This window comes from Kribbella sp. NPDC020701 (assembly GCF_055562215.1).
Window position 1 is genome coordinate 92,618 of the sequence record NZ_JBVHFT010000007.1, and the last position, 22,618, is coordinate 115,235.

Annotated in this window: 20 protein-coding genes; 3 read left to right on the top strand and 17 right to left on the bottom strand. The window is 68.9% G+C overall.

Annotated elements, in window-relative coordinates:
- The first annotated feature begins 8 nt into the window (after nt 1–8).
- Together ACZ3HV_RS18235 and ACZ3HV_RS18240 are read left to right on the top strand one after the other, a co-directional pair.
- Nucleotides 9–1,973 carry a LamG-like jellyroll fold domain-containing protein gene (locus ACZ3HV_RS18235; protein ID WP_465685720.1) on the top strand — a complete coding sequence of 655 codons (1,965 nt, stop codon included), beginning with the start codon at nt 9–11 and terminating at the stop codon, nt 1,971–1,973.
- A gap of 13 nt (nt 1,974–1,986) precedes the next feature.
- A complete protein-coding gene (locus ACZ3HV_RS18240) occupies nt 1,987–3,399 on the top strand; it encodes an amidase (RefSeq protein WP_465685722.1) in 1,413 nt (470 codons plus the stop codon).
- Here ACZ3HV_RS18240 and ACZ3HV_RS18245 read toward each other — a convergent pair.
- The 3 genes from ACZ3HV_RS18245 to ACZ3HV_RS18255 form a co-directional block, all read right to left on the bottom strand.
- On the bottom strand, nt 3,396–4,208 hold the full coding sequence (locus tag ACZ3HV_RS18245; protein WP_465685724.1) for an aldo/keto reductase: 813 nt from the start codon (nt 4,206–4,208) through the stop codon (nt 3,396–3,398). The two genes, ACZ3HV_RS18240 and ACZ3HV_RS18245, sit on opposite strands and share 4 nt — an antisense overlap.
- A 105-nt stretch (nt 4,209–4,313) precedes the next feature.
- Nucleotides 4,314–5,273, bottom strand: a complete 960-nt coding sequence (locus ACZ3HV_RS18250) for a hypothetical protein (protein WP_465685726.1) — start codon at nt 5,271–5,273, stop codon at nt 4,314–4,316.
- A 114-nt stretch (nt 5,274–5,387) separates the two neighbouring features.
- Nucleotides 5,388–5,750 carry a winged helix-turn-helix transcriptional regulator gene (locus tag ACZ3HV_RS18255; protein ID WP_360359439.1) on the bottom strand — a complete coding sequence of 121 codons (363 nt, stop codon included), beginning with the start codon at nt 5,748–5,750 and terminating at the stop codon, nt 5,388–5,390.
- Between the two features lie 79 nt (nt 5,751–5,829).
- Between ACZ3HV_RS18255 and ACZ3HV_RS18260 the strand changes: the two genes are divergently transcribed.
- A complete protein-coding gene (locus tag ACZ3HV_RS18260) occupies nt 5,830–6,534 on the top strand; it encodes an SDR family NAD(P)-dependent oxidoreductase (RefSeq protein WP_465685728.1) in 705 nt (234 codons plus the stop codon).
- An 18-nt stretch (nt 6,535–6,552) separates the two neighbouring features.
- On the opposite strand, the gene ACZ3HV_RS18265 is transcribed toward ACZ3HV_RS18260, so the two are convergent.
- The 14 genes from ACZ3HV_RS18265 to ACZ3HV_RS18330 are packed head-to-tail and all read right to left on the bottom strand — an operon-like array spanning nt 6,553 to nt 22,551.
- Nucleotides 6,553–8,010 (bottom strand): NAD-dependent succinate-semialdehyde dehydrogenase, encoded by a 1,458-nt coding sequence (locus tag ACZ3HV_RS18265; RefSeq protein ID WP_465685730.1) that lies wholly within the window; start codon nt 8,008–8,010, stop codon nt 6,553–6,555.
- On the bottom strand, nt 8,007–8,879 hold the full coding sequence (locus ACZ3HV_RS18270) for a 2-oxo acid dehydrogenase subunit E2 (RefSeq protein ID WP_465685732.1): 873 nt from the start codon (nt 8,877–8,879) through the stop codon (nt 8,007–8,009). Before ACZ3HV_RS18270 ends, ACZ3HV_RS18265 begins: the two co-directional genes overlap by 4 nt.
- On the bottom strand, nt 8,876–9,853 hold the full coding sequence (locus ACZ3HV_RS18275; RefSeq protein ID WP_465685734.1) for an alpha-ketoacid dehydrogenase subunit beta: 978 nt from the start codon (nt 9,851–9,853) through the stop codon (nt 8,876–8,878). The genes ACZ3HV_RS18270 and ACZ3HV_RS18275 overlap by 4 nt, the downstream gene beginning before the upstream one ends.
- On the bottom strand, nt 9,841–10,905 hold the full coding sequence (locus ACZ3HV_RS18280) for a thiamine pyrophosphate-dependent dehydrogenase E1 component subunit alpha (RefSeq protein WP_465685736.1): 1,065 nt from the start codon (nt 10,903–10,905) through the stop codon (nt 9,841–9,843). Before ACZ3HV_RS18280 ends, ACZ3HV_RS18275 begins: the two co-directional genes overlap by 13 nt.
- Nucleotides 10,902–12,278, bottom strand: coding sequence for a M24 family metallopeptidase (locus ACZ3HV_RS18285; RefSeq protein ID WP_465685738.1), 1,377 nt, complete (start codon nt 12,276–12,278; stop codon nt 10,902–10,904). The genes ACZ3HV_RS18280 and ACZ3HV_RS18285 overlap by 4 nt, the downstream gene beginning before the upstream one ends.
- 1 nt (nt 12,279) lies before the next feature.
- Nucleotides 12,280–13,173 (bottom strand): NAD(P)-dependent oxidoreductase, encoded by an 894-nt coding sequence (locus tag ACZ3HV_RS18290; RefSeq protein WP_465685740.1) that lies wholly within the window; start codon nt 13,171–13,173, stop codon nt 12,280–12,282.
- A complete protein-coding gene (locus ACZ3HV_RS18295; protein WP_465685742.1) occupies nt 13,170–14,228 on the bottom strand; it encodes a zinc-dependent alcohol dehydrogenase in 1,059 nt (352 codons plus the stop codon). Before ACZ3HV_RS18295 ends, ACZ3HV_RS18290 begins: the two co-directional genes overlap by 4 nt.
- A complete protein-coding gene (locus ACZ3HV_RS18300; RefSeq protein WP_465685744.1) occupies nt 14,225–15,205 on the bottom strand; it encodes a zinc-dependent alcohol dehydrogenase in 981 nt (326 codons plus the stop codon). The genes ACZ3HV_RS18295 and ACZ3HV_RS18300 overlap by 4 nt, the downstream gene beginning before the upstream one ends.
- Nucleotides 15,202–16,278: an SDR family oxidoreductase gene (locus ACZ3HV_RS18305; RefSeq protein ID WP_465685746.1), complete on the bottom strand. Its 1,077-nt coding sequence runs from the start codon at nt 16,276–16,278 to the stop codon at nt 15,202–15,204. Before ACZ3HV_RS18305 ends, ACZ3HV_RS18300 begins: the two co-directional genes overlap by 4 nt.
- A 23-nt stretch (nt 16,279–16,301) precedes the next feature.
- Nucleotides 16,302–16,754, bottom strand: a complete 453-nt coding sequence (locus ACZ3HV_RS18310) for a VOC family protein (RefSeq protein ID WP_465685748.1) — start codon at nt 16,752–16,754, stop codon at nt 16,302–16,304.
- A gap of 19 nt (nt 16,755–16,773) precedes the next feature.
- On the bottom strand, nt 16,774–17,838 hold the full coding sequence (locus tag ACZ3HV_RS18315; RefSeq protein WP_465685750.1) for an alcohol dehydrogenase catalytic domain-containing protein: 1,065 nt from the start codon (nt 17,836–17,838) through the stop codon (nt 16,774–16,776).
- A gap of 42 nt (nt 17,839–17,880) precedes the next feature.
- Nucleotides 17,881–20,418, bottom strand: coding sequence for an ATP-binding cassette domain-containing protein (locus tag ACZ3HV_RS18320; protein WP_465685752.1), 2,538 nt, complete (start codon nt 20,416–20,418; stop codon nt 17,881–17,883).
- Between the two features lie 34 nt (nt 20,419–20,452).
- Nucleotides 20,453–21,559 (bottom strand): substrate-binding domain-containing protein, encoded by a 1,107-nt coding sequence (locus ACZ3HV_RS18325; protein WP_360359403.1) that lies wholly within the window; start codon nt 21,557–21,559, stop codon nt 20,453–20,455.
- On the bottom strand, nt 21,556–22,551 hold the full coding sequence (locus ACZ3HV_RS18330; RefSeq protein ID WP_465685754.1) for an ABC transporter permease: 996 nt from the start codon (nt 22,549–22,551) through the stop codon (nt 21,556–21,558). The genes ACZ3HV_RS18325 and ACZ3HV_RS18330 overlap by 4 nt, the downstream gene beginning before the upstream one ends.
- Between the last annotated feature and the right edge of the window lie 67 nt (nt 22,552–22,618).

Below are 22,618 nucleotides of genomic sequence, written 5' to 3' on the forward strand. Positions count from 1 at the left end.
GGGCGGCCGTGGCGCAGTCAGCGGGGTACACCTTCAATGCGGACACGGTCAGCGGTACGACGGTACGGGACGTCGCGGGGTACTTCCTGCACGGCTCGATCGTCGGATCGGCGACCCTCGTCGCGGGCAAGTACGGCAATGGCCTGAACTGCACGGGTGGCGCGATGCACGTCGTCGTACGTCCGCCGAAGGCCGGAGACTCCTTCTACCCGCTCAACACCGACGGCGGCCTGTCGATCGCCGCCTGGGTCGAGCTCAACGACAACACCGCGGCGGCCCGCTGTATCGCGTCCGCGAGCAGCGGCAGCACGCTGAACTGGGCTGTGTACGCCTCGAACGCCAGCGGCAACGTGGAGGCGAAGATCGCCGGGGCGACGTACAGCACGACCACGAGCATCCGTGACGGGGAACCGCATCACGTCCTCGTCGTGTACGATGCCACGCCGTCGACCGACACCGTGAAGATCGCCGTGGACGGTGTCCAGGTGTTGTCCGTCAACGCCTCCGCCGCCCTCGCGTACTCCGGCACCGAGGTCACCATGGAGGCCGGGCGAAACACGCTCACCGGTTCCGAGGCGCTCAACGGGATCGTCGACGACCTGCGCTGGTGGAACGACCCGGTCGAGGCGGCGTACTGGCCGGCCCTGGTCGCCGCCGAGCAGATCGATCACCAACTGGCGATCTATCCCTTCGACCTGGACACCGCCGAGGATTTCGGCACCTACAATCGCGACCTCACGCTCGCTCCGTCCGCGAGCTTCACCACGGGCATCTACGGACGCGCACTGGTTTCCGGTACGGCGGCAGCCGGGGTGAGCGGCGTGGTCGACTTCCCGGACTGCGACCGGCTCGCCATCTGCGGCTGGCTCCGGCTCGACACCGCACCGGTCGGCTCGGCCGCCCCGATCCTCGCGATCGACAACAGCTCGAACAGCGCGCGGGTCCGGGTCGTGGTGAACACCAATCGGACTGTCACCACGACCTGGACCACCATCGACGACGGGACCGTCTCGGTGACGAGTACGGCGACGCTGACCGTCGGCCAGTGGACCCGATTCCAGTTCGCGATCAACCCGACGTACGTACAGGTCCGGCTCGACGACAGCCAGGTGACCGAGAACATCGGCGACGGTGTCCCGCACGTGACACCGGCCATCGACGGCCTGTTCCGGCTGCACATCGGCGGTGACGCGAGCGGCGGCGGCCAGGTCTCGTACGACTACGTGACCTTGACGAAGAACTTCCTCGCCGAGGTGACGTCCGGCTACTGGAGTGGCGCGCCGGTCGTCACGCCGTACCGGCCGGTCAATGTGGCACGCGGCGTGTACCACTTCAACGAGAGCACCGGGACCGTCGTCGACGACAAGTCGCCGTCCGCGAACGACCTGACCTTGACAGCGGCCGGTACCTGGGTCGCCGGCATCGAGGGGTCCGCGCTCGGTGCCAGCGGGACGGGTCCGGGTGCGTCGAGGACCTCCCTGACGTGGCCGGCGTCGCCACTGGGTTGGGCGTTCTCGGCGTGGGTGAAGTGCCGCTCGAGCAGCAGTGGTGCGCGGTTCCTCGTACTGCGCAACAGGACGGACGAGGTCGCGCACGCGGGCCGGCTGGACGGGCTGTTCTGGGTCCGGCTGTTCGGCACCGGAGGCACCACCGGCATCGTCAGCTCGTCGCGTACGCCGATCTCCGCTGAGACCTGGACCCACGTGGCGGCGTCGTGCGATCAGAAGACGATCCAGCTCTTCCTCAACGGGGAAGTGTTCTCCGTCGAGCCGTACGGCGCGGGGGCACCTTTGCAGCCGAACGAGTTGAACGTGGGCGGCGACAATCCGGATTCGTCGGTCGCCGATGTCGATGACCTGTGCCTGTTCGACGCTCCGATCAGCGCGGCCAACGTCCGCTGGATCTACGAGAACCCCGGCCAGTTCTACGAGCCCACGCCGCCCGCTTTCGCCGCCTGGGGAGTGCCCCTCTAGCAAGATGTATGCCATGACTTCTGAGCTGTGCGACCTGACTGCCCTCGAACAGCTGGACGCTCTGCGGAGCCGCGCCGTGTCAGCTCGCGAGCTCCTGGGCGCGCACTTCGAGCGGATCGAACAGACCAATCCCGAGGTCAACGCAATCGTCACTCTGGTTCCCGAGCAGGCCATGGCGGCCGCGGCGGCGGCCGACGACCTCGCCGCCGCGGGCGGCTCGCTCGGTCCGCTGCACGGGCTCCCGGTCGCGCACAAAGACACCCACTCGACCGCCGGCATCCGCACCACCTTCGGCTCTCGCATCCACGCCGGGAACGTGCCGGACATCGACGATCTGATCATCGCCCGGATGAAGGCCGCCGGTGTCATCACGATCGGCAAGACGAACACTCCGGAGTTCGCCGCCGGATCGCATACCTTCAACGAGATCTTCGGCGTCACCCGCAACCCGTACGACCTGACCCGCTCGGCGGGAGGCAGCAGTGGCGGCGCGGCCGCGGCGCTCGCATGCGGGATGCATCCGATCGCCGACGGCAGCGACATGGGCGGCTCGCTCCGCAACCCGGCGGCCTGGTGCAACGTGGTCGGCTTTCGCCCCTCCCCCGGGCGAGTTCCCACCTATCCGTCGGCGCTGCCGTGGGGGACGCTGGGTGTGCAGGGACCGATGGCGCGGACCGTCGCGGACGCCGCCCTCTTGCTGTCGGTCATTGCCGGTCCAGACCGCCGCAGCCCGCTCTCCCTGCAGGATCCGGGCAGCGACTTCGCGGTCCCCCTCGACCGCGACCTCACCGGACTGCGAGTCGCCTGGTCGCCGGATCTTGGTGGCGCGGTCCCGGTCGACGCCGAGATCACCGACGTACTCACCCAGCAGGTCGGCGTCTTCGAGGACCTCGGCTGCATCGTCGAGGAGGCGTGCCCTGACTTCACCGGCGCGGAGGAAGTGTTCCGCACCCTGCGCGCCTGGCAGTTCGAGGCAATGCTCGGCGCGGCGCAGGCCGCGCATCCCGATCTGTTCAAGTCGTCGCTCGCGTGGAACATCGACGAGGGACGCCGGCTCACCGGCCCCGGCATCGGCCGCGCCGAACGCCTCCACGCCGAGCTGTTCCACCGGGTCCGCGAGTTCTTCGAGCAGTACGACGTACTCCTGCTGCCGGTCACCCAGGTCTCGCCGTTCCCCGTCGAGCAGGAATACCCGGCCGAGATCGCAGGAGTTCCCCAGACCACCTACCTGGACTGGATGCGCTCCGTGTACTTCGTCTCCACCACCGGCGCCCCGGCCTTGTCGGTACCGGCGGGATTCACCCCCGCGGGCCTCCCCGTCGGCCTCCAACTCGTCGGCCGCCACCGCGACGACCTGGGCGTGCTCCAGGTCGGCCACACCTTCGAGCAGGCAACCAACGTCTGGCGCATCCGCCCCACCCTCTAGGCGCCAGAGAGGTCTGCGGCGTAGGCGGCGTCGAGGTCTTCGGTCCAGGGTTCGGATTCTGCGGCGAGGGAGTCGAGGACTGTTTCGGGGCGGGTTGCGCCGGAGACGACCGAGAGGACGGGCGATGATGCCAGGAGGGCTCGCAGCTGGAGGCGTTGTAGGGAAATGCCGCGCGCGTCTGCCATCGCCGCTAGGTGTGGAGCTGCAGCCGAGTGGCGGAGGGGTGAGTAGGCGAAGAAGGGCACAGTGTTGGCTTCGCACCACGCTAGTACGTCGATCGACTCGCGTCCCATCGCACTGTGCTGGTTCTGCACGGCGTCGATGCGCGCGACTGCGGCCGCCCGCTCGAGCGCGGCTACGCTGACGTTCGACAGGCCGATCCGGGCCACGCTCCCCTCGTCGCGCAGGAACGCGAGAGCGGAAACGCCTTCCTCCACGGGCTGTTCGGCGAGGTCGACCCGGTGCAGGTAGTAGAGATCGAGACGTTCGCCACCGAACACACGCAGGCTCGTCTCGACGTCCGATCGAATCCGGGACGCACTGATGTCCGCATCCCAGGTCGTCGCGCCGGTTCGCGAATGACCACCCTTGGTTCCCACCACGACACCCGTGCCACGGGCAGCCTCCGCCGCCAGCTCCTCGCCGTACAGAGGTGCGTCGACGTGGGCGTAGGCGCGCGCGGTGTCGAGAATCGTCGTGCCCGCGGCGATACCGGCTCGGATCGTTGCGAGATCGGCGGAGCGGTCACGGGGTGCGAAAGAGAGGGCCGCAACGCCAAGCGCGACCCGTCCGACAAGTTCCGTCACCATGCTCCTTGTCGCCGAGATGTGGTGACGGCTCAGATGTCACCTGGGGACGCCGCAGCCGCGGCGCCCCCAGGTTACTGCTTCAGCAGATGGCTCGAACCCCTCGGTTCACTCGCCGAACAGCTGATCGTAGTACGTCGTGAAGGACACGTGGTTCGTGCCGTTGAAGACCGCCGGCACCTTGCCGTACGACGTGATCGCGGTCGCGGTCCCGTTCGCGTGGCTGAAGGCGTACTGGTACCCGGACTGTGTGTCGTGGTCGACACCGACGACGAGCGTCCCGCCGCGAGTACCGCAGCTCTGGGTCGCCAACGATTCGTAGGCCGCCCAGCCGGAGGAACGGATCAACTTGACGACCGGCTTGGCCGACGCGGTGATCGGGATCCGGATGGTGTAGAGCGCACCGGCCTTGGTGGTCATCAGCAACGTGTCGTACGTCGCCGTCTCACTGATCACCGTCATCGCCTTGAAGCTCTGGAACCCGGCGAACGAGCCGAGCGCCTTGAAGCCGCCGTTGACCTGCGACCAGCGGTAGAGGCTGCCGTTGGTGTTCAGGCCGTACAGGTACGCGTGCCGCGGCTGCGCGACGCTGTAGTTGGACGTGGCAATGGACTTGAAGCTCGACCAGCCGGTCCCGACCTTCTTGAAGGTGGCTTCCGTGCCGGTCTCCCGGATGTAGGTCGTGTGCCGGTACAGATTCGCGCCCTGCAGGAGCAGACCGGAGAAGAAGAACTGGGTGCCCGAGGCGTTCTGCGCCAGGTACCAGGTCGCGGAGGTACGAGTGGCGACGAAGTTGATCGGTTCGTACGCCTCCGCCGTCGGCGGCTTGGCCGGCGAGATGTCGACCGACTCCACGACGTTCGTGGCGGTCGGCCATCCGACCGACTGGATGCAGGCCGCCGCGGCCGCTTTGGCCGTCAGCGGCTGCCCCTTCAGCTGGGCGGCCTTGGCCGCCCAGGACGGCGCCGGGTCGGCCTGCCCACCAGCCACGGCCGGCCCTGACGCCGCGGTCGCGGCCAGCATCCCCAGCCCGGCCGCAGCCAGCGCAAGGCGCTGTAATTTCAGCATTGGAATCCCCCTCAAGGTCAAAGAATCTCTGTCGATCCCCCGAGATTCCCGGCGACTATAGCCGCATCCAGGGCCACAACGCGCCGATTTGCCACAACCTGCAACCTCAACGCGCTACTGGTGGCTGTGCGGACGGGCTCGGGCTGCCTCGATGTCGGGGACGTGCTGTTCGGCCCAGAGCCGCACGGCGCGGAGCGGGATGAGCAGGGAGCGACCCAGCGGTGTCAGGGCGTACTCGACGCGCGGCGGGTTCTCGTCGTACTCGTGCCGGCTGATCAGGCCGTCGGCTTCCAGCGAACGCAGGGTTTCGGTCAGGACCTTAGGGGTGATGCCCTGGATGTGCGCCTTCAGTTCGGTGAAGCGCCGAGGCCCGTCGTCCAGGGCGTTGACGACGAACACGGTCCAGCGGGCTCCGATGCGGTGCAGCACGGTGCGGCTCGGGCAGGTCGCTGCCATCACGTTGTACGCCTTGCCCATGGGTGCTCCCAGTTCCGTTGAAGATACCGGTATCAAATCCATACCGTTACTCCCGATCCTACGAGAGGGAGTGACACACATGGAGCGGATCCTGGTCATCGGCGGTGCACGGGCGCTCGGCGCGGCCGTGGCGAGGCGTGCGGCGAAGGACGGGTACGACGTCGTTGTCGGTGCGCGTGATCTGGCGGCGGCCGACGTACTGGCGCGCGAGATCGGCGCCAGCGCGCTGCGGGTCGATCTGCAGGACGAGTCGACGATCGCGGCCGCGGCGGAGCGGCTGAAGGACGGGATCGATCACCTCGTGACGACCGGTTCGGCGCCACACGACGTACGCGCGACCGAGCTGGATCGTGACAAGCTGCTGGCTGCGTTCACGGCGAAGGTGGTCGGCCCCCTGCTGGTCGCCAAGCACTTCGCCCCGCTACTGCGGCCGACCGGGTCGATGGTGATGTTCTCCGGCGTCGTCGGCTGGCGGCCCGGGCCGGGCTCACTGGTCAAGGGGATCACGAACGGTGCCGTCGAGTACGCCGCGCGCCACCTGGCGGCGGATCTCGCGCCGGTGCGGGTCAATGCCGTCTCGCCTGGTGTCGTGGACTCGGGCGCCTGGGATCGCCTTGGTGACAACAAGGCCGGGTTGCTGAGCAAGAGTGCGGCCGGCACCTTCGTCGGACGCCACGGCGAGACCGAGGACGTCGTCGACACGGTGATGTGGCTTCTCCGCGCGGGCTTCGTCTCCGGCGAGACGATCCACATCGAGGGCGGCGCCCGCCATAAGTCCGCCTGATGACCAGCCAGGCGTAGGTCAGGTGTCGAGGCCTACGTACTTGGTTTCGAGGAACTCCTCGATCCCTTCGTGGCCTCCTTCGCGGCCGAAGCCGGAGTGCTTCACGCCGCCGAAGGGGGCGGCGGCGTTCGAGATCACGCCTCGGTTCAGGCCGACCATGCCGGTGTCCAGCTCCTCGGCGAGGCGCAGGGCGGTGGAAAGGTCGCGTGTGTAGGCGTAGGCAACCAGGCCGTACTCCGTGTCGTTGGCCAGGCTGATCGCTTCGTCGATGGTGGCGAAGCGGGTGATGGGAGCGACCGGGCCGAAGATCTCCTCCCGGAGACATGCCGCGTCGGGTGCGACGTCGGTGAGCACGGTCGGTTGGAAGAACCAGCCGGGCGGGCTGGTCGGCTGGCCGCCGGTGAGGACCTTCGCGCCGCCGTCCAGGGCATCCTGCACGAGCTCGGACACCTTGTCCTGCGCGGGTGCGTCGATGAGGGGCCCGACCTCGACACCTGGTTCGGTGCCGCGGCCGACCCGGAGCGCGGCCATCCGGTTCGCCAACCGTCCGGCGAACTCGTCGGCGACGGACTCGTGGACGAGGATCCGGTTGGCGGCAGTACAGGCCTCGCCCATGTTGCGCATCTTCGCCACCATCGCTCCCTCGACGGCGGCGTCGAGGTCGGCGTCGGCGAGCACCAGGAACGGCGCGTTGCCACCGAGTTCCATCGAGACCCGCAGCAGTTGGGTGGCCGACTGCTCGACGAGCCGGCGGCCGACGCCGGTGGATCCGGTGAAGGTGAGCTTGCGGAGCCGGGGATCGCGGATGAGCGGTTCCATCACCTCGCCACTGCGGGACGTAGTGACCACGTTCAGTACGCCATCCGGGAGGCCCGCCTCCTGCATCAGCGCGGCGAAAGCGTACATGGACAACGGCGTCTGCGCGGCCGGCTTGACCACCATCGTGCAGCCGGCGGCGACCGCGGGCCCGACCTTGCGCGTGCCCATGGCCAACGGGAAGTTCCACGGCGTGATCATCAGGCTCGGCCCGACCGGCTGCTTCATGGTCAGGAGCCGGCTGTTCCCATCCGGTGCCACCGACCAGCGGCCGGAGATCCGCACCGCCTCCTCGCCGTACCAGCGCAGGAACTCGGCGGCGTACGCGACCTCGGCGCGCGCGTCGGCCAGCGGCTTGCCCATCTCCAGCGTCATCAACAGGGCAAGGGAATCCGCCCGCGCGGTCATCAACTCGTAGGCCCGTCGCAGGATCTCGCCGCGCTCACGAGGAACGGTCCGAGCCCAGTCGGTCCTGGCCGCGACCGCAACGTCGAGCGCGACCATGGCATCGGCGGCGTCCGCATCGGCGACCTCCGTGAGTACGTCGCCCGTCGCCGGATCGTGGACCGCCAGCGTGCCGCGGGAACCCGGTACGACGTCACCGCCGATCCACAAGCCGGCCGGTACGGCGGAGACCACGGTCCGTTCGTGCGTGCTCATCGTGCAACCTCCTGAATGCCCGGGCCGGGGTTCTCGAGCCGGGACTTGACCGACGTCAGGTAGCGCGCGGCATCAGCGCCGTCCACGAGCTGGTGGTCGTAGGTGAGGGACAGGTACGCCATCGAGCGGATCCCGATCAGGTCGTCGCCGTTCCCGCTGGGCAGGACGACAGGACGCCGTACGACGGCGCCGAGGCCGAGGATGGCCGATTGGGGCGCGTTGAGGATCGGGGTGTCGAACAGCGCACCACGGCTGCCGGTGTTGGTGATCGTGAACGACCCACCGGCGAAGTCGTCGGCGGTCGCCGTACCGTTCCGGGCGCGGGCCGCGAGCCCGGCGATCCGGCGGGCGAGCGCGCCGACGGTCAGGTCGCCGGCGTCCCGGATCACCGGGACGACGAGCCCTTCGTCGGTGTCCACCGCGATGCCCAGACCGACGGAGGCCGGGTAGGTGATCGTTCCCGCGGCCAGATCCAGCTCGGCGTTGATCACCGGATGGTTGCCGAGAGCCCGTACTGCGGCCTCGGCGACGAACGCGAGGACGGACAAGGGTGCGCCGTACCGGGCCCGGAACTCGTCCTTGGCCGCCTCGCGGGCCGCGACCACGTGGCTGAGGTCGACCTCGACGACCGTGGTGAGCTGCGCGGACTCCTGGAGCGACCGATGCATCCGCTCCGCGATCACCTTCCGCCGCCGCGACAGCCGCTCGACCCGCGCCGGCGTCGCGGCGGGTGTTGTGGCGGCGATCCCGGCGTGGGTAACGGCGGGCGTTATGGCGGGGGTAATGGCGGGGGTCTCGGCGAGCGCCTGTTCCCGGGCCAGGCGGCGCGCTCGAGGGCTGTCCCAGTGGCGGCGGGTGGTGACGGTCACGTCTGCATCGCCTTCTCGATCTCGGTGGCGATCCGATCGACCGACGGGATCACGAGATCCTCCAGTGAATCCGCCGACGGCAGCGGCACATGCGGGCTGGTGATCCGGACCACCGGCCCGTCGAGATTCCAGAAGCCCTCGTCGCTGACGATCGACGCGATCTCGGCACCCCAGCCGAGCGCCCGCGGGTTCTCCTCGACGGTGAACAATCGCCCGGTCCGGCCGACCGACTCCAAGATGGTCCGGGCGTCGAGCGGGATCAGCGACCGTACGTCGATGACCTCGCAGCTGATCCCCCGCTCCGCGAGTCGCTCGGCGGCCTCGAGAGCCCTGGGCACCATCAGCCCGAGTGCGGTAATGGTCGCGTCGGTGCCGGGCCGTCGTACCTTCGCCATGCCGAGAACGTCCTCGATGACCCCGTCGGGCACTTCGCCCTTGCTGGCATAGAGGCCCTTGTGCTCGAAGAACAGCACCGGATCGTCGCTGCGTACGGCGGCCGCCATCAACCCGACCACATCCTCCGGGCACGACGGCGTGACCACCTTGATCCCGGGCACCGCCATCGCCCAGTTCTCGATCGACTGCGAGTGCTGCGCACCGAAGCGGAGCGCTCCCCCGTTCCCGCTCTTCACCACCAGCGGGATGGTGACCTGCCCGTTGGTCATGTAGCGGGTCTTCGCCATCTGGTTCACCACCAGGTCCCAGCAGACCGCGAAGAAGTCGGAGAACATGATCTCCGCGATCGGCCGCAGCCCGGTCATCGCGGCGCCCATCGCCGCACCGAGGATGGCCTGCTCCGAGATCGGGGTGTCGATCACCCGGCGCGGCCCGAACTGGTCGAGCAGTCCGGCGGTGGTCTTGAAGACGCCGCCGGAGCCGGCCACGTCCTCGCCGAAGAGGACCACGCGCTCGTCGCGTCGCATCTCCTGGGCGATGCCGCGGGCCACCGCCTCCCGATAGGTCAGTTGCGCCACGAGTGTCCTCCGTCTGCCCATACGTCGGTGTACGCCGAAGCCGGGTCCGGCACCGGTCCGTTCTTGGCCGCCTCGGTCGCCGCGTTCACGGCCCCGCCGACCTGCCGATCGATCTCGTCCAGTTCCGCGTCGGCGTATCCGAGCCGGCTGAGTCGGCCGCGGTAGACCTTGAGCGGGTCGTGGTCCAGCCAGGCTTCGAGCTCCCCGGATGGCTTGTACTTGCCGGGATCGGCCCGCGAATGGCCGCCGTGCCGGTAGGTCAGTGCCTCGATGAGCACCGGCCCCTGCCCGGAACGAGCCTGCGCGAAGGCATCGCGCGCCGCGAGGTAGCAGGCGTCCGCGTCGTTGCCATCGACAACTATCGGATCGAGACCGTACGCGCCGGCCCGGTCCGCCGCCGGACGTCGGACGGCGGTGATGTCGGCGATCGCGGTGTACTCCATGTACTGGTTGTTCTCACACACGAAGACGACCGGCAGGCTGAAGACCGCCGCGTAGTTCAGCGCCTCGTGGAACGCGCCGATGTTGGTGGTGCCGTCGCCGAAGAAGCAGACCGCGACCTGACCGCTGTCCCGGTACTGGGCGGACCACGCGGCGCCGTTCGCGATGGTCAGGTGCGCACCGATGATGGCGTACGAACCCATCACGCCGTGCTCGACGCTGGTGAGATGCATCGATCCACCCTTGCCGCCGAGCAATCCGTTGGAGCGCCCAAGGAGTTCCGCGAGGACGCCTTCCATCGGGACACCACGGGCGAGTGTGTGCGCGTGGCCGCGGTACGTCGCGAACGTGTAGTCATCGGCACGCATCGCCGTACCGAATCCGGTCGCCACTGCCTCCATCCCGAGGGACAGGTGCGTGGTGCCCTTGACCAGGTTCTGCATGAACAGGTCGTACGCACGCTTCTCGAACTGGCGCATCTCCTGCAACCGCCGGTACATCAGCAGCCGCGTGTCCCGGTCGATCGCCGCGTCGTCGTACCTGGTCTGGTTTCCGGCCGGCAGCACGATGTCGTGCTCGCCGTACGCGTGCCGTTCGAGTGGCAGCGTCATACCAGTTCTCCGTTGAAAGCAGGCGTGTTCAGGTGCGACTGCGACTCCCGCCGGGTCGGCAACATCCCGCCGGTGGTGTAGTACCGCTTGCCGGCGACGAGCAGATCCTCGGCCGGGAACTTCGTGATCACCTCGCAGCCGTCGGCGGTGACGACGAGCTCCTCCTCGATCCGGGCCGCGGACCAGCCGTCCTTGGCCGGCCAGTAGGTCTCGAGGGCGAAGACCATGCCCTCCTCGAGGACCTCAGGGTGGTCGAGGGAGACCAGCCGGCTGAAGATCGGCTTCTCCCAGATCGACAGCCCGACGCCGTGCCCGTACTGCAGCGCGAACGCGGCCTCCTCGTCGGCGAAACCGAACTCCTGCGCGGTCGGCCAGACCGAGACGATGTCGGCGGTCGTCGAACCGGGTTTCACCAACGAGATCGCCTGATCCATGTACTCGCGGCAGATCTTGTACGCGTCGTGCTGGGCCGGGGAGGCACTGCCGACCGCGAAGGTGCGGTAATAGCAGGTCCGGTAGCCCAGGTAGCTGTGCAGGATGTCGAAGAACGCCGGGTCACCCGGCCGGATGATCCGGTCGGAGTACACATGGGGATGCGGTGCACACCGCTCACCGCTGATCGCGTTCACGCCCTCGACGAACTCCGAACCCATGTCGTAGAGCGCCTTGCTGACAAGGCCAACAGCCTCGTTCTCCCGAACCCCGGGCCGGAGGAACTCGTACAGCTGGTCGTACGCGGCGTCGACCATCGAGGCCGCCTGGGCGAGCAGCCCGATCTCGTCCGGCGTCTTGATCCGCCGCGCCTCGAGGAAGACCTGCTGGCCGTCGACGACCTGGATGCCCGCCTGCTGCAGGGCGGCGAGGATGGGCAGCTCGATGACGTCGACACCGAGCGGTTCACCGAGCAACCCGTGCTGCTCGAGCTCGGCCTTGATCTTGCGGGCGACCTCCTCGGCGATGCCCGCGCCCGGGTGGAAGGCGCCGCGCAGCGTGGAGATCCCCGCGCGGGCTCCGCCTTGCGGCCTGGTCGCGCCGTGATGCGGTCCGTGGACCGCGTCGGCGGACTCGGGTCCGGCATGGTCGAGCCAGGGGTTGTAGAGCTGGTGGTGCTTGGCCGCCGAACCGAAGTCCCAGATGACCGGCTCGGCGTCCCGCACGAGGAGTGCGAACCGGATCAGCTTATCGTTCGCCCAGGTGCCGATGTGAGTGGCTGTCATGTAGCGGATATTGGGGAAGTCGAACGCGAGGAGTGCGCCGAGCGAGGAGCGGTTCAGCTCGTCCTGGAGCTTGGCCAGCCGCTCGGTGCGCAGCCGGTCGAGATCCAGCCGCTGCTCCCAGTCGACGGCGTTCGTTCCATAGGTGTGGATACCCACGTCAGTTCCTTTCTGTTCGGCCGGTCGGATCGGCGATGGCCGCGAACCAGGCCGTCATCGCGGCCATGTCCCGGTCACCGAGCCCGTCGTCCAGCGCGTGCCGGTGCAGTTCCAGGGCCCGCCGTACGACGGACTCCCGCAGGCCGGCGTCATCGGCGGCGCGGGCTGCGAGTCCGAGGTCCTTGGTGGCGGTGCGGAGGTCGAAGGCGACCGCCGTCCCCTCGGGATCGCTGAAGGCTGGTCTCTTGTAGTCGAGGAAGCGATTCCAGAGCACGCCGACCGCGAGGACATCGAAGAGCGCGGTGGTCGAGACTCCGGCGGCGCGAGCGGTGACAAGGCACTCGGCCAGGGCTGTGCTGAAGGTGTGCAGCAGTGCGTTGATCGACACCTTGGCGGCGGCGCCGGCGCCGGTCGGCCCGACGTGCACGACCGTGCCGAGGGCATCGAGCACCGGGCGGACCCGGTCGATCGCGGCGGTGTCCCCGCCGGCCATCAGTCCGAGCTTGCCTTCGCGGGCGACGACCGTACTGCCGCTCACCGGGCAGTCGACGAAGCCGACGCCCACGGCCGCGCACAGGTCAGCGGCCTCTCGGGCAGCGCGTACGCCGGTGGTTGAACAGTCCACCACAATCAGCCCCGCCCGGGCGCTGGGCAGTAGCTCAGCGAGAGTCCGGAGTACGGCGTCGCCGTCGGTGAGCATGGTGATCACGACGTCCGCGTCCTTGGCCGCGAGCGCCGGAGTGCCGGCCACCTCGGCGCCGGTCTGCTCGGCGGCCGCCAGAGCACGCGCCGCGGTCCGGTTCCAGACGGTCACCACAAACCCCTGCCGGGCAAGGGCAACGACCATCTCGGTACCCATCCGGCCGACGCCGCAGAATCCGACCCGCAGTGTCATGACAACCCCTGAGGATCGACGAGGAGCTTGCCGCGCGCGGTACCGCCGGCCATTGCTGTGAACGCGTCTTCGACCACCCGATCGAGAGGTACGACGCGTTCGACCAGCAGCGACGCCAGGTCGCGCTGCGCGAGAAGAGCCAGCGCGGCCGGCAGGTTCCGGTCGCACACGTGGGCCACGGTGGTCATGACGTCGATCTCGCGGAGGATGAGGTCGGTGGCGACGAACGACACCTGACCCTTGGGCAGGCCGACCAGAAGAACAGTGCCGCCACGCCGGGTGAGCCGCTGCACGCGCGTCAGTCCGTCGCAGACGCCGCTGGCCTCCACGGTCACGTCGGCCAGCGCGGATCCGGTCAGCTCACGGACGACGTCGAGCGGGTCCGTCGACGACGCGTTCACCGTGACGTCGGCACCGAGCTTCGCTGCCGTCTCGAGCCTGGTGTCATCGATGTCCACGGCAACGATCACTCCGGCTCCGGAGGCCTTCAGGCCGGCGATGACGAAGGATCCGATCGCTCCCGCGCCGTGCACGACCACCACATCGCCGCGGCGGACCCGGCTGCGATCGACGGCGTGCAGTCCGACCGCCAGCGGCTGGGCCAGTGCGGCGTTGTCGTCGGCAACGTTCGGCGCGATGGGGTGCAGCATCGTCTCGGGGACGGTGACGCGCTCGGTGAGCCCGCCGTCGGCGGACAGGCCGTAGGTCCAGTAGGACTGGCAGAGGTTGGTCTGGCCGCGCTCGCACCAGGAGCACTGCCCACACCAGACGCCGGCTCCGGCCGCGACCCGGTCACCGACGGCGAAGCGTTCGCCTTCGCTTTCCACAACCCCGATGAACTCGTGCCCGAGCACCACCGGCCCGAGCACCCCGGAGTTGGGATGCCGCGTTGTCAGCGGAGTCATCATCGGTCCGGCTGTGTACTCGCTGACATCGGTGCCGCACAGTCCGACCCGCGTGACGCGCAGCCGCACCTCACCCCGACCGGGAGTCGGTGGTTCGGGACGGTCCTCGATGCGGACGTCCCCGGCGGCATGCAGGACCACGGCCTTCATGCGGCACCACCGTTCTCGATGTGCACCTTGACGTTCTCCGCGGTACGGCGGGCGGCGGCGTACGCCTCCGGGGCGCGATCCAGCGGATACCTGCTGGTGATCATCGGAGTGAGGTCGAGTCCCGTCCGGGCCAGGAACCGCAGGGTCTCCGGCCAGACGCCTGGCGACCCGATCGTGCCCCGGATCTGCAACTGCTTGGACTGGATCAGCCCGAGCTTCGCGGTGGCGCTACGACCGACGTCGATACCGATGTTGACCAGCCGACCGTTGAACCCGGCAACTTCCAGGGTCGCGGCCATCGCGGCCGGCTGACCGGACGCCTCCATGACGACATCGGCTCCCCGGCCCTCGGTCAACTCCAGCACCTGGTCGGCGAACTCGTCGGACGTCGGGTCGATCACCTCCTCCGCGCCGAGCTGACGAGCCAGGTCGCCGCGGGTCTTGTCGGGCTCGGCCGCGACGACCCGGGCGCCCAGGGTGGCGGCGACCGCCACGCAGCTCAGCCCGATCGGGCCCGCACCGAAGACCACGACGGTGTCGCTCGCGTTGACGTTGCCGGCCCGCATCGCCGCGAAGTACGCGCAACTGAAGGGCTCCACGAGCGCCGCCTGGCTGTCGGTCAGCTCATCCGGAACCTTGTGCAACCACTCCGGGCGTACGACGAAGTACTCGGCGGCCGCCCCGGAGATCGAGAAGCCGAAGTGCTCCTGGCCGATCACGCACTCGCCCAGCACCCGGTCACCAGGCTTGAACCCGGTCACCTCCCAGCCGACGTCCGCGACCACGCCGGACCACTCGTGCCCGGGGACGATCGGGTAACCGAACGGGATGATGTAGCGCCCCTCGAGCAGCTCGAAGTCGGAGTGACAGATCCCCACCGACCGCAGCGCGACCAGGATCTCGCCGGCGCCGATGGACGGTACGTCGACCTCGGCCAGCGCCAGCGTGTCGACGCCCTGGAACTGGACAGCCTTCATGCCGACACCTCCGGGATGACGCCTTCGGCCCGGAGCCGGTCGAACAGGTCGAGGAACGACCGGCCGCTGTCCTGGGTCCGGGTGAAGCCCGCTTCCCGGCTCTTGGTCATCGCGGCATGGGTCTCGACCGTCCGGCCGAGATCGCTGTCGGTGTGCCACCAGGAGACGAGTCGGTCGATATCAAGCTCGACGAGTGCGTCTCGCTCGGCGATCCGCCGCCAGGTCGCCGCGGCTTCGCCCATCCGGTCGTCGAGAGGCGTCGGGTGTCCCGGGTACGGAGCCGGTTCCACACCGAGACCGTCCGCGACCACTTCCCACATCTGCCGCCAGTGGAACGTGTCGCCGTTGGTGACGTTGAACGCCTCGTTGGCCGCCTCGGGCGTGGTCGCCGCCCAGACCAAGTGCTCGGCCAGCAGCCGGGCATCGGTGATGTCGGTCGTGCCGTCGTACTGCTCGGGCGAACCAGGAAACACGAACGGGAGGCCTGCCTCGCGGGCGAGGGTGCCGTAGACCGCCAGGGTCACACCCATGTTCATGGCGTTGCCGAGGGTGTATCCGATGACGGTGTGCGGCCGGTGCACGGTCCAGCTGAAGCCGAACCGCTCGGCGGCCTCCCAGAGGATGTCCTCCTGGGTGTAGTAGAAGTTCTCATGCGCCAGCCGTGGCTGGCTCTCGTGGAACGGCGGCTGGGCCGGGTTCTGTGCGTAGGCCTCGAACGGGCCGAGGTAGTGCTTGAGCCCGGTCACCAGGCAGACGTGCTCGAGCGTGTCGGTACGGCCGGCTGTCTCGAGGACGTTGCGTAGCATCGCCCCGTTGACGTCGATGTTGCGGGCCTCGGTCTCCTGCCGCGACCACGTGCAGTAGAAGAGATGTGTGGCGCGCACCTCGCGGGCGACCGCGGCGATCGAGACCGGGTCGGAGATGTCCGCGCTGACATTGCGCACACCGTCGGTGTCCATGCCCTGCTTACGGGACACACCGGTCACCTCCCAGCCGGATCGGGCCAGCTGCTCGGCGGCGTTGCGGCCGGTCAGACCGGTGGCACCGACGACCAGCGCTCGTCGTTCACTCATGCGTGCTGCTCCTTGGGGGTCGGTCAGTGCCCGTGGCCGTTGCTCTGGAAGAGCTCGAGCGTCACGCCGTTGGGATCCTTGAAGTAGACGAAGGCACAGCCCTCAAGCGGCCCGTCGTCGATGTGCAGCGGCGGCGCCAGGAATTCCACGCCCTTGCCGCGCAGGTCGTCGTACGCCGCCTGCAGGTCGGGCACGTCGATGCAGACGTGGGCGCTGCCGACGTCGGCGTTGGAGCGGTCGAAGGTGTCCTCCCGCTCGTTGTCGTAATGGAGCAGCTCGACCACGCAGCTGCCGAAGCGGAGGAACGCGAACCGCAGCTTGGCGTTGGGTACGCCGACGGCCGCGGACAGCTCCGGACCGGAGCCATGGGCAACGAACTCGGGTTCCAGCCCGAACATCCGCTCGTACCAGGCCAGTGAGGCCTCGAGGTCGCGGACCGTGATGCCGACGTGGTGCATGTCGCCGAACGAACTCATCGGAGTCTCCTTCGTCAGGTCAGGAAGCGGAGCGGACCAGGACCTTGAGCTGGTCGCCCTGCGGATCGATCAACGGGTCGAAGCCCTTGGTCACGACGTCGGCCAGCCCGATCTCGGCGGTGATCACGCGGCCGACCGGGTAGGTGCCGGAGGCAACCATGCGGATGATCCGCGGCCAGTCGGTCATCCACCAGCACCAGCTGCCGTACAGGGTGAGGTCCTTGGCCGACAGCGCCATCGCGTCGAGGGTGGCGGGCTTGGTGTGCAACCCGGTCTGGACGATGGCCGCGCGTTTGCGGGTCTGCTCGACGCACGAGGTGAGGCCGGGAGTGCTGCCGGAGCACTCGATGGCGAGGTCGACGCCGTCGCCGTCGGTGAGCTGCCCGACCACCTCGTCGAGCTCTCCGGTGGTCGGATCCACCATCGGGCCGATGTCGAGCGAGGCGGCCAGCGCGGAGCGGTTCTTGTTCGGCTCGGCGATGATCACCGTCGACGCCCCGACCGCACTGGCGTACAGGGCGGACAGGATGCCGATCGGTCCCGCTCCGGTGACCAGGACGATGTCGCCGCCGGTGACCCCGGCGCGCTCGACGCCGTACGCCGCGACCGCCGCGGGCTCGACGACCGCTCCCTCGAGATCCGAGACCTCGTCGGGGAGCTTGGCGACCTGGTACTCCTTCACCACGGCGTACTCGGCGAGGCCACCGGTCTCGGCGCTGAGGCCCGTGCAGGCGAACTGCACACACAGGTGTCCCTGACCGCGGCGGCAGTAGCGGCACCGTCCGCACACGATGGCCGGCATGATCGAGACCCGGTCCCCGACGCTGACCCCGCGGACCGCGGCGCCGACCGCGGCTACCCGGGCGGAGAACTCGTGTCCGAGGGTCTGTGGCAGTGTCACGCCAGTCAGCGGATGCGGCGTCGTCGGGGTGACGATTGGTCCTACGGCGTACTCGTGCAGGTCCGTCCCGCAGATGCCGCAGTACAAGACCTCGACCAGTACGTCGTCAGCCTCCCGCACCTGGGGCTCGGCGACCTCCTCCACCCGGATGTCCTGTTTTCCGTAGTAACGCGCTGCTCGCACGGCGGTGTCCTTTCGTAGTCGGCGACGGGAGATCCCGTGCGGTCAGTGTGCGACGCCCTCGGCCTTGCGGCCGCTACCTCGCACCTGGCTGTAGACAAGGGCCGCGATCACGATCAGGGCGCCCTGGAAGAGGTACTGCCAGGTCTGGGTGAGGCCGAGGAACGTGGTCGCGTTGAGGAGCTGCACGATCAGGCCGGCGCCCAGCAGGGTGCCGACGAAGGTTCCGCGGCCGCCGAGCAGGCTGGTTCCGCCGAGCACGACGGCGGTGATGCTGGTCAGGGTGTAGCCGACGCCTTGGGCCGGATCGCCGATCCCCAGCTGGGACAGCAGGACGAGCGCACCGAGGAACGTGAAGAGCGACACGACGACGTACCCGGTGACGACCGTCCGCGTGGTCCGTACGCCCAGCCGCCGGGCCGACTCCTCGTCCGAGCCCACCGCCCGGATGTTCAGACCCCAGCGGCGGGTGCGCAGCAGGAACTCCATCGCGAAGGTGACCAGGACCAGAACGACGAAGGCCACCGGGACCGGGCCGATCGTCGTGGTGATCAGGTCGGTCGCCGTCCGGCTGATCAGACCGCCGGGCTTGTCCCGCAACAGGAAACTGAAACCCTGCAGAGCGATGTACGTTGCCAGGGTCGCGGCTACCGGGGTGAACTTGCCGAATCTGATCAGCGAACCGTTGACCACCCCGGCGAGTGCGGCGAGCGCGGCCATCAGGGCCAGTCCGAGGACCACCGCCGTACCGGAGTGTCCTTCGGTGAGGAAGAAGGAGCCGACCACGACGAGGAATCCCGCGAGTGGGCCGACGGACAGGTCGATGCCGGCGGTCATCAGGGCGACCGTCTGACCGAGCGCGATGAACCCGAGCGCACTGACGAGCAGCATCACCGAGGTGACGTTGAAGGGCAGCAGGTAGCGCTCGTTGCGGGAGTAGATGTACGCGCCGAGGCAGAGCATCACGGCGGCCAGAATCAGAACGGGGGCGTAGTCGCCCTCGAGCTTGCGGCGCCAGCGCGGGCTGAGCCTGCGGCCGGCCGCCCGTTCGGTCTCGGTCCGGGTGTGCGTGGTCGATTCGACCGCAGCGCGGATCATCCGCTCCTCGGTCACCTCGGCACCGGCCAGCGAAGCCACGACATGGCCGCGGGACAGCACGATCACCCGGTCGCAGAGTCCTTCGAGCTCCTTGGCGTCCGATGACGCGACGACGACCGGGACCCCGCTGTCGGAGACCTCCCGCAGGATGCGGTAGATCTCGGCGCGGGCGCCGACGTCCACGCCCTGGGTCGGCTCATCGGCCAGCAGGATCGCCGGCTTCGACAGCAGGGACCGGGCCAGCACGACCTTCTGCTGGTTGCCGCCGGACAAGCTGGTCACCGGTGACTCGAGACTGGCGGTCTTCACCGCCAGTCCGGCCACCTCGGCGCCGACCAGCTCGACCTCGCGCCGGCGACTGACGAACCGGGCCGGGCCAAGCCGCTCGAGAGCGCTGAGCGCGGCGTTCTCGCGCACCGACAACGACATCATCAGTCCCTCGTGATGCCGGTCGGCCGGCAGGTACGCCGAGGAGCGCAGCAACTGCCGATGGCCGAGCCGCTCCCCGTCGATGACCACGGCGCCGCTGTGCGCGTCGAGACCGGCGAGGGCCCGGAGCAGGTCGCTCTGGCCGTTGCCGACAACGCCTGCGACGCCGATGATCTCGCCGCGCCGAGCGGTGAAGGAGACGTCGGAGAACCGGTCACCCGACAACCCGTCGACGGTGAGTACCGGCTGCTCGTCGTCGGCACCGAGCTGCTTTGCCGGGAAGGTGTACTCCAGTTGCCGGCCGACGATCATGGCCAGCAACTCCTCGTCGGTGACCTCGCCGACCACAGCGGTCCCGCGGTGATGCCCGTCCCGGAGAACGGTCACGCGGTCGGCGAGCTCACGGACCTCGGCGAGGCGATGCGTGATGTAGACGACGGCGGTGTCCTCCGCCGCGGCGGAACGGATCAGGTCGAACAGCAGCCCGACCGATTCCTGGCCGAGTGGTGCCGTCGGCTCGTCGAGGATGAGCAGCCGCGGCTTCATCGCCATCGCCTTCGCGAGCTCGAGCAGATGTTTCTGCGCGATGCTCAGGTGGCCGACACGATCCTCCAGGTGCGCGGTGCATCCGACGCGCTCCAGCAGTGCTCGCATCGCCGTACGCCGATCGGGACCGTCGAGGAAGCGCGCGGGCACGGCGACCGCGATGTTCTCCGCGACGGTGAGGTCCGGCAGGACCGCGGGGTGCTGGTGCACGATCGCGATCCCCAGCTCGGTCGCCCGTCCCGGCGTGAGCTCCTCGACGACCTCGCCGAGGACCGCGATGGTGCCGCGGTCGGGAGCAATGGCGCCGGAGGCAACACCCATCAGGGTGGATTTGCCGGCGCCGTTCTCACCGAGCAGTGCGTGCACCTCGCCGGGCCGGACCTCGAGCGACACGTCGGTCAGGGCGGCGACAGCGGCGTACGACTTGGAGATGCCTTGCAGCGCCAGGGTGGGCTGCGTCGCCGCGTCCGTCGTCCGGGCAGCTCTTGTCTCCTGCGTCACGTTGATCACCACAGCGTCCTTCGGGTCAGGTGTTCTGTCGGACTCACTTGAGGAGCTTCGCCTGCTCCTCGCCGGACATCTCCGCGGACAGGTAGACGTCATCGGGCAGGTTCGACTTGCACTGCACCGGCTTGTCCTTGGAGGTGGAGTCCTCGAAGACCACCGAGGGGAACGTCGAGGAGGCCGGCACCTGTCCGCCGGTGGCCCGTGCGACCGCTTGCTGGATGGCCAGCCGGGAGTGGTCGTTCTGCGTCGAGACCGTGAACAGCTTGAAGTCGGGGTTCTTGGCCTTGTTCTTCTCCCAGAAGCAGGACAGGACGTTGCCGTCGGAGGCCGCGATGGCCGGGATGGACCGGCCGCTCTGCTCGAACACCGGCAGCGCGCCCACCAGGGACGGGCCGAAGTCGGAGACGATCACGTCGATGTCGGAGTTCTGCGAGATCGCCGCCGTCAGCCGCTTCTGCGTCTCGGCCGGATCCCAGTTGGTGACCTCGAACGGCTGCTCGCCGATGAACTTGTACTTGCCGGTGGCATCGAGCACCGAGTGCAGGCCTTCGGCTTCCTTGCGGCCCTGGCTGTTCCCGGGCGGGCCGGACAGGAACAGCACGTTGCCGCCGTCCGGCAGGATCTTCTTGATCCAGTCGCCCCAGTTCTTGCCGGCGTCGGCGAAGTTCGTGTCGACGAACACGTCGTAGTCCTCGCCGGCCTTGCCACCCGGGTCGACCCGGTACGGCACGGTCACGACGCCGGCCTTGTAGGCGCTGCGGATCGCCGGCAGCACGGCCTCACCCGCGTCGGGGAAGACGACCAGCGCGTTCACACCCTTCGCGACCATCCCCTGGATGTCGGCGATGGCCTTCTGCGTGTCGCCCTGGCCGTCGGCGTACTCGAAGCTGGTGACGCTGGGGCACTTGGCGGCCTCCGCCTTGGCGGACGCGGTGGTGACGAGGCGCCAGCTGTTGCCGCCGAAGCCGTCGGTCATGCCGAGGACGGCCTTCTTGCCCCCACACCAGGAGGGGACGTCGCCGCCGGCGGCCGCGTTGTTGGAGGTGTTGGCGGAGCCGGAGCCGCCGCAGCCCGCGAGTGCGAGGCCGACGGCTCCGGTGCCGAGCAAGGCGATCAGACGTGCGCGGCGAGCGGATCGGATCATGACAGGGTTCCCTTCCTGGAACTTGCCGTAGTGAGGGGCAGCTGAGGGGCCGACGTGAACCGGCGGCGTACGGCGGTCCAGTCGACGCTGTAGAGGGCGACACCCACGGTGAGGGCAGCCGCTTCGACCAGAGTTCGGATGGCGAACGAGACACCGAGCGCGAGCACGAACTGCTCGAGCTGGGAGAGGAAGACCGCGGCGACGGCCGTCGCGACCAGGAAGCCGCGGCCGCCGAGCAGCGAGGTCCCGCCGAGCACGACGGCGGCGACCGATGGCAGAAGGTAGGCGTCGCCTTGGAACGCGGTGGGCTGGGCGATGATCCCGGCCAGCAGGACGCCCGCGAGCCAATAGAGGATCTGGGCCCACACGTAGGCACCGGCGCGATACCAGGTGACCGGGAGTCCGGTGGCGGCCGCGGCGGTCGGGTTCGCGCCGATCGCCTCGAAGCGGCGCCCGCCGACGGTGGTCTTCATGACGATCGTGGCGATCGCGACCACGACGACCGCGATATAGACAGAGTTCGGAATGCCGGCGGTGACTCCCCCGGCCACGTCTCGCAACAACGCGGTCGTACGCCGGGGCGAACCACCGGAGATGCCGAGTACCACGGCGTACAACAGGGCGTTGACGCCGAGGGTGGCCACGATGGGGTTCAGCCGGCGCCGGCCGATCAGTACGCCGTTGAGGACACCGAAGCCGATCGCGACGACGAGACCGAACAGCAGCGCGCCCGGCAACTTGGCGTCGTCACCGGCCGGCCGGTGTGTGGTGATCACCACCGCCAGCGAGACCGCGCCTGGAACGGACAGGTCGATGCCGCCTTGCTGCACGACCAGCGTCTGCCCGATGCCGACGATCGCGAGGACCGCCGCGAACGGCAGCATGCCCAGCAGCGCGCTGTGGTCGACGCTCGTCGGCGCCAGTACCGCGCTGGCGGCGACGAGCAGGATCAGCGCCGCGCTGACGGTGATCAGTCCCCGGGAGACGCGCATGCTTCCACCTCACAGTCACCAGCCGAATGTTTGGTGGGACTGTACATATGGCCCCTGATGTTCACAA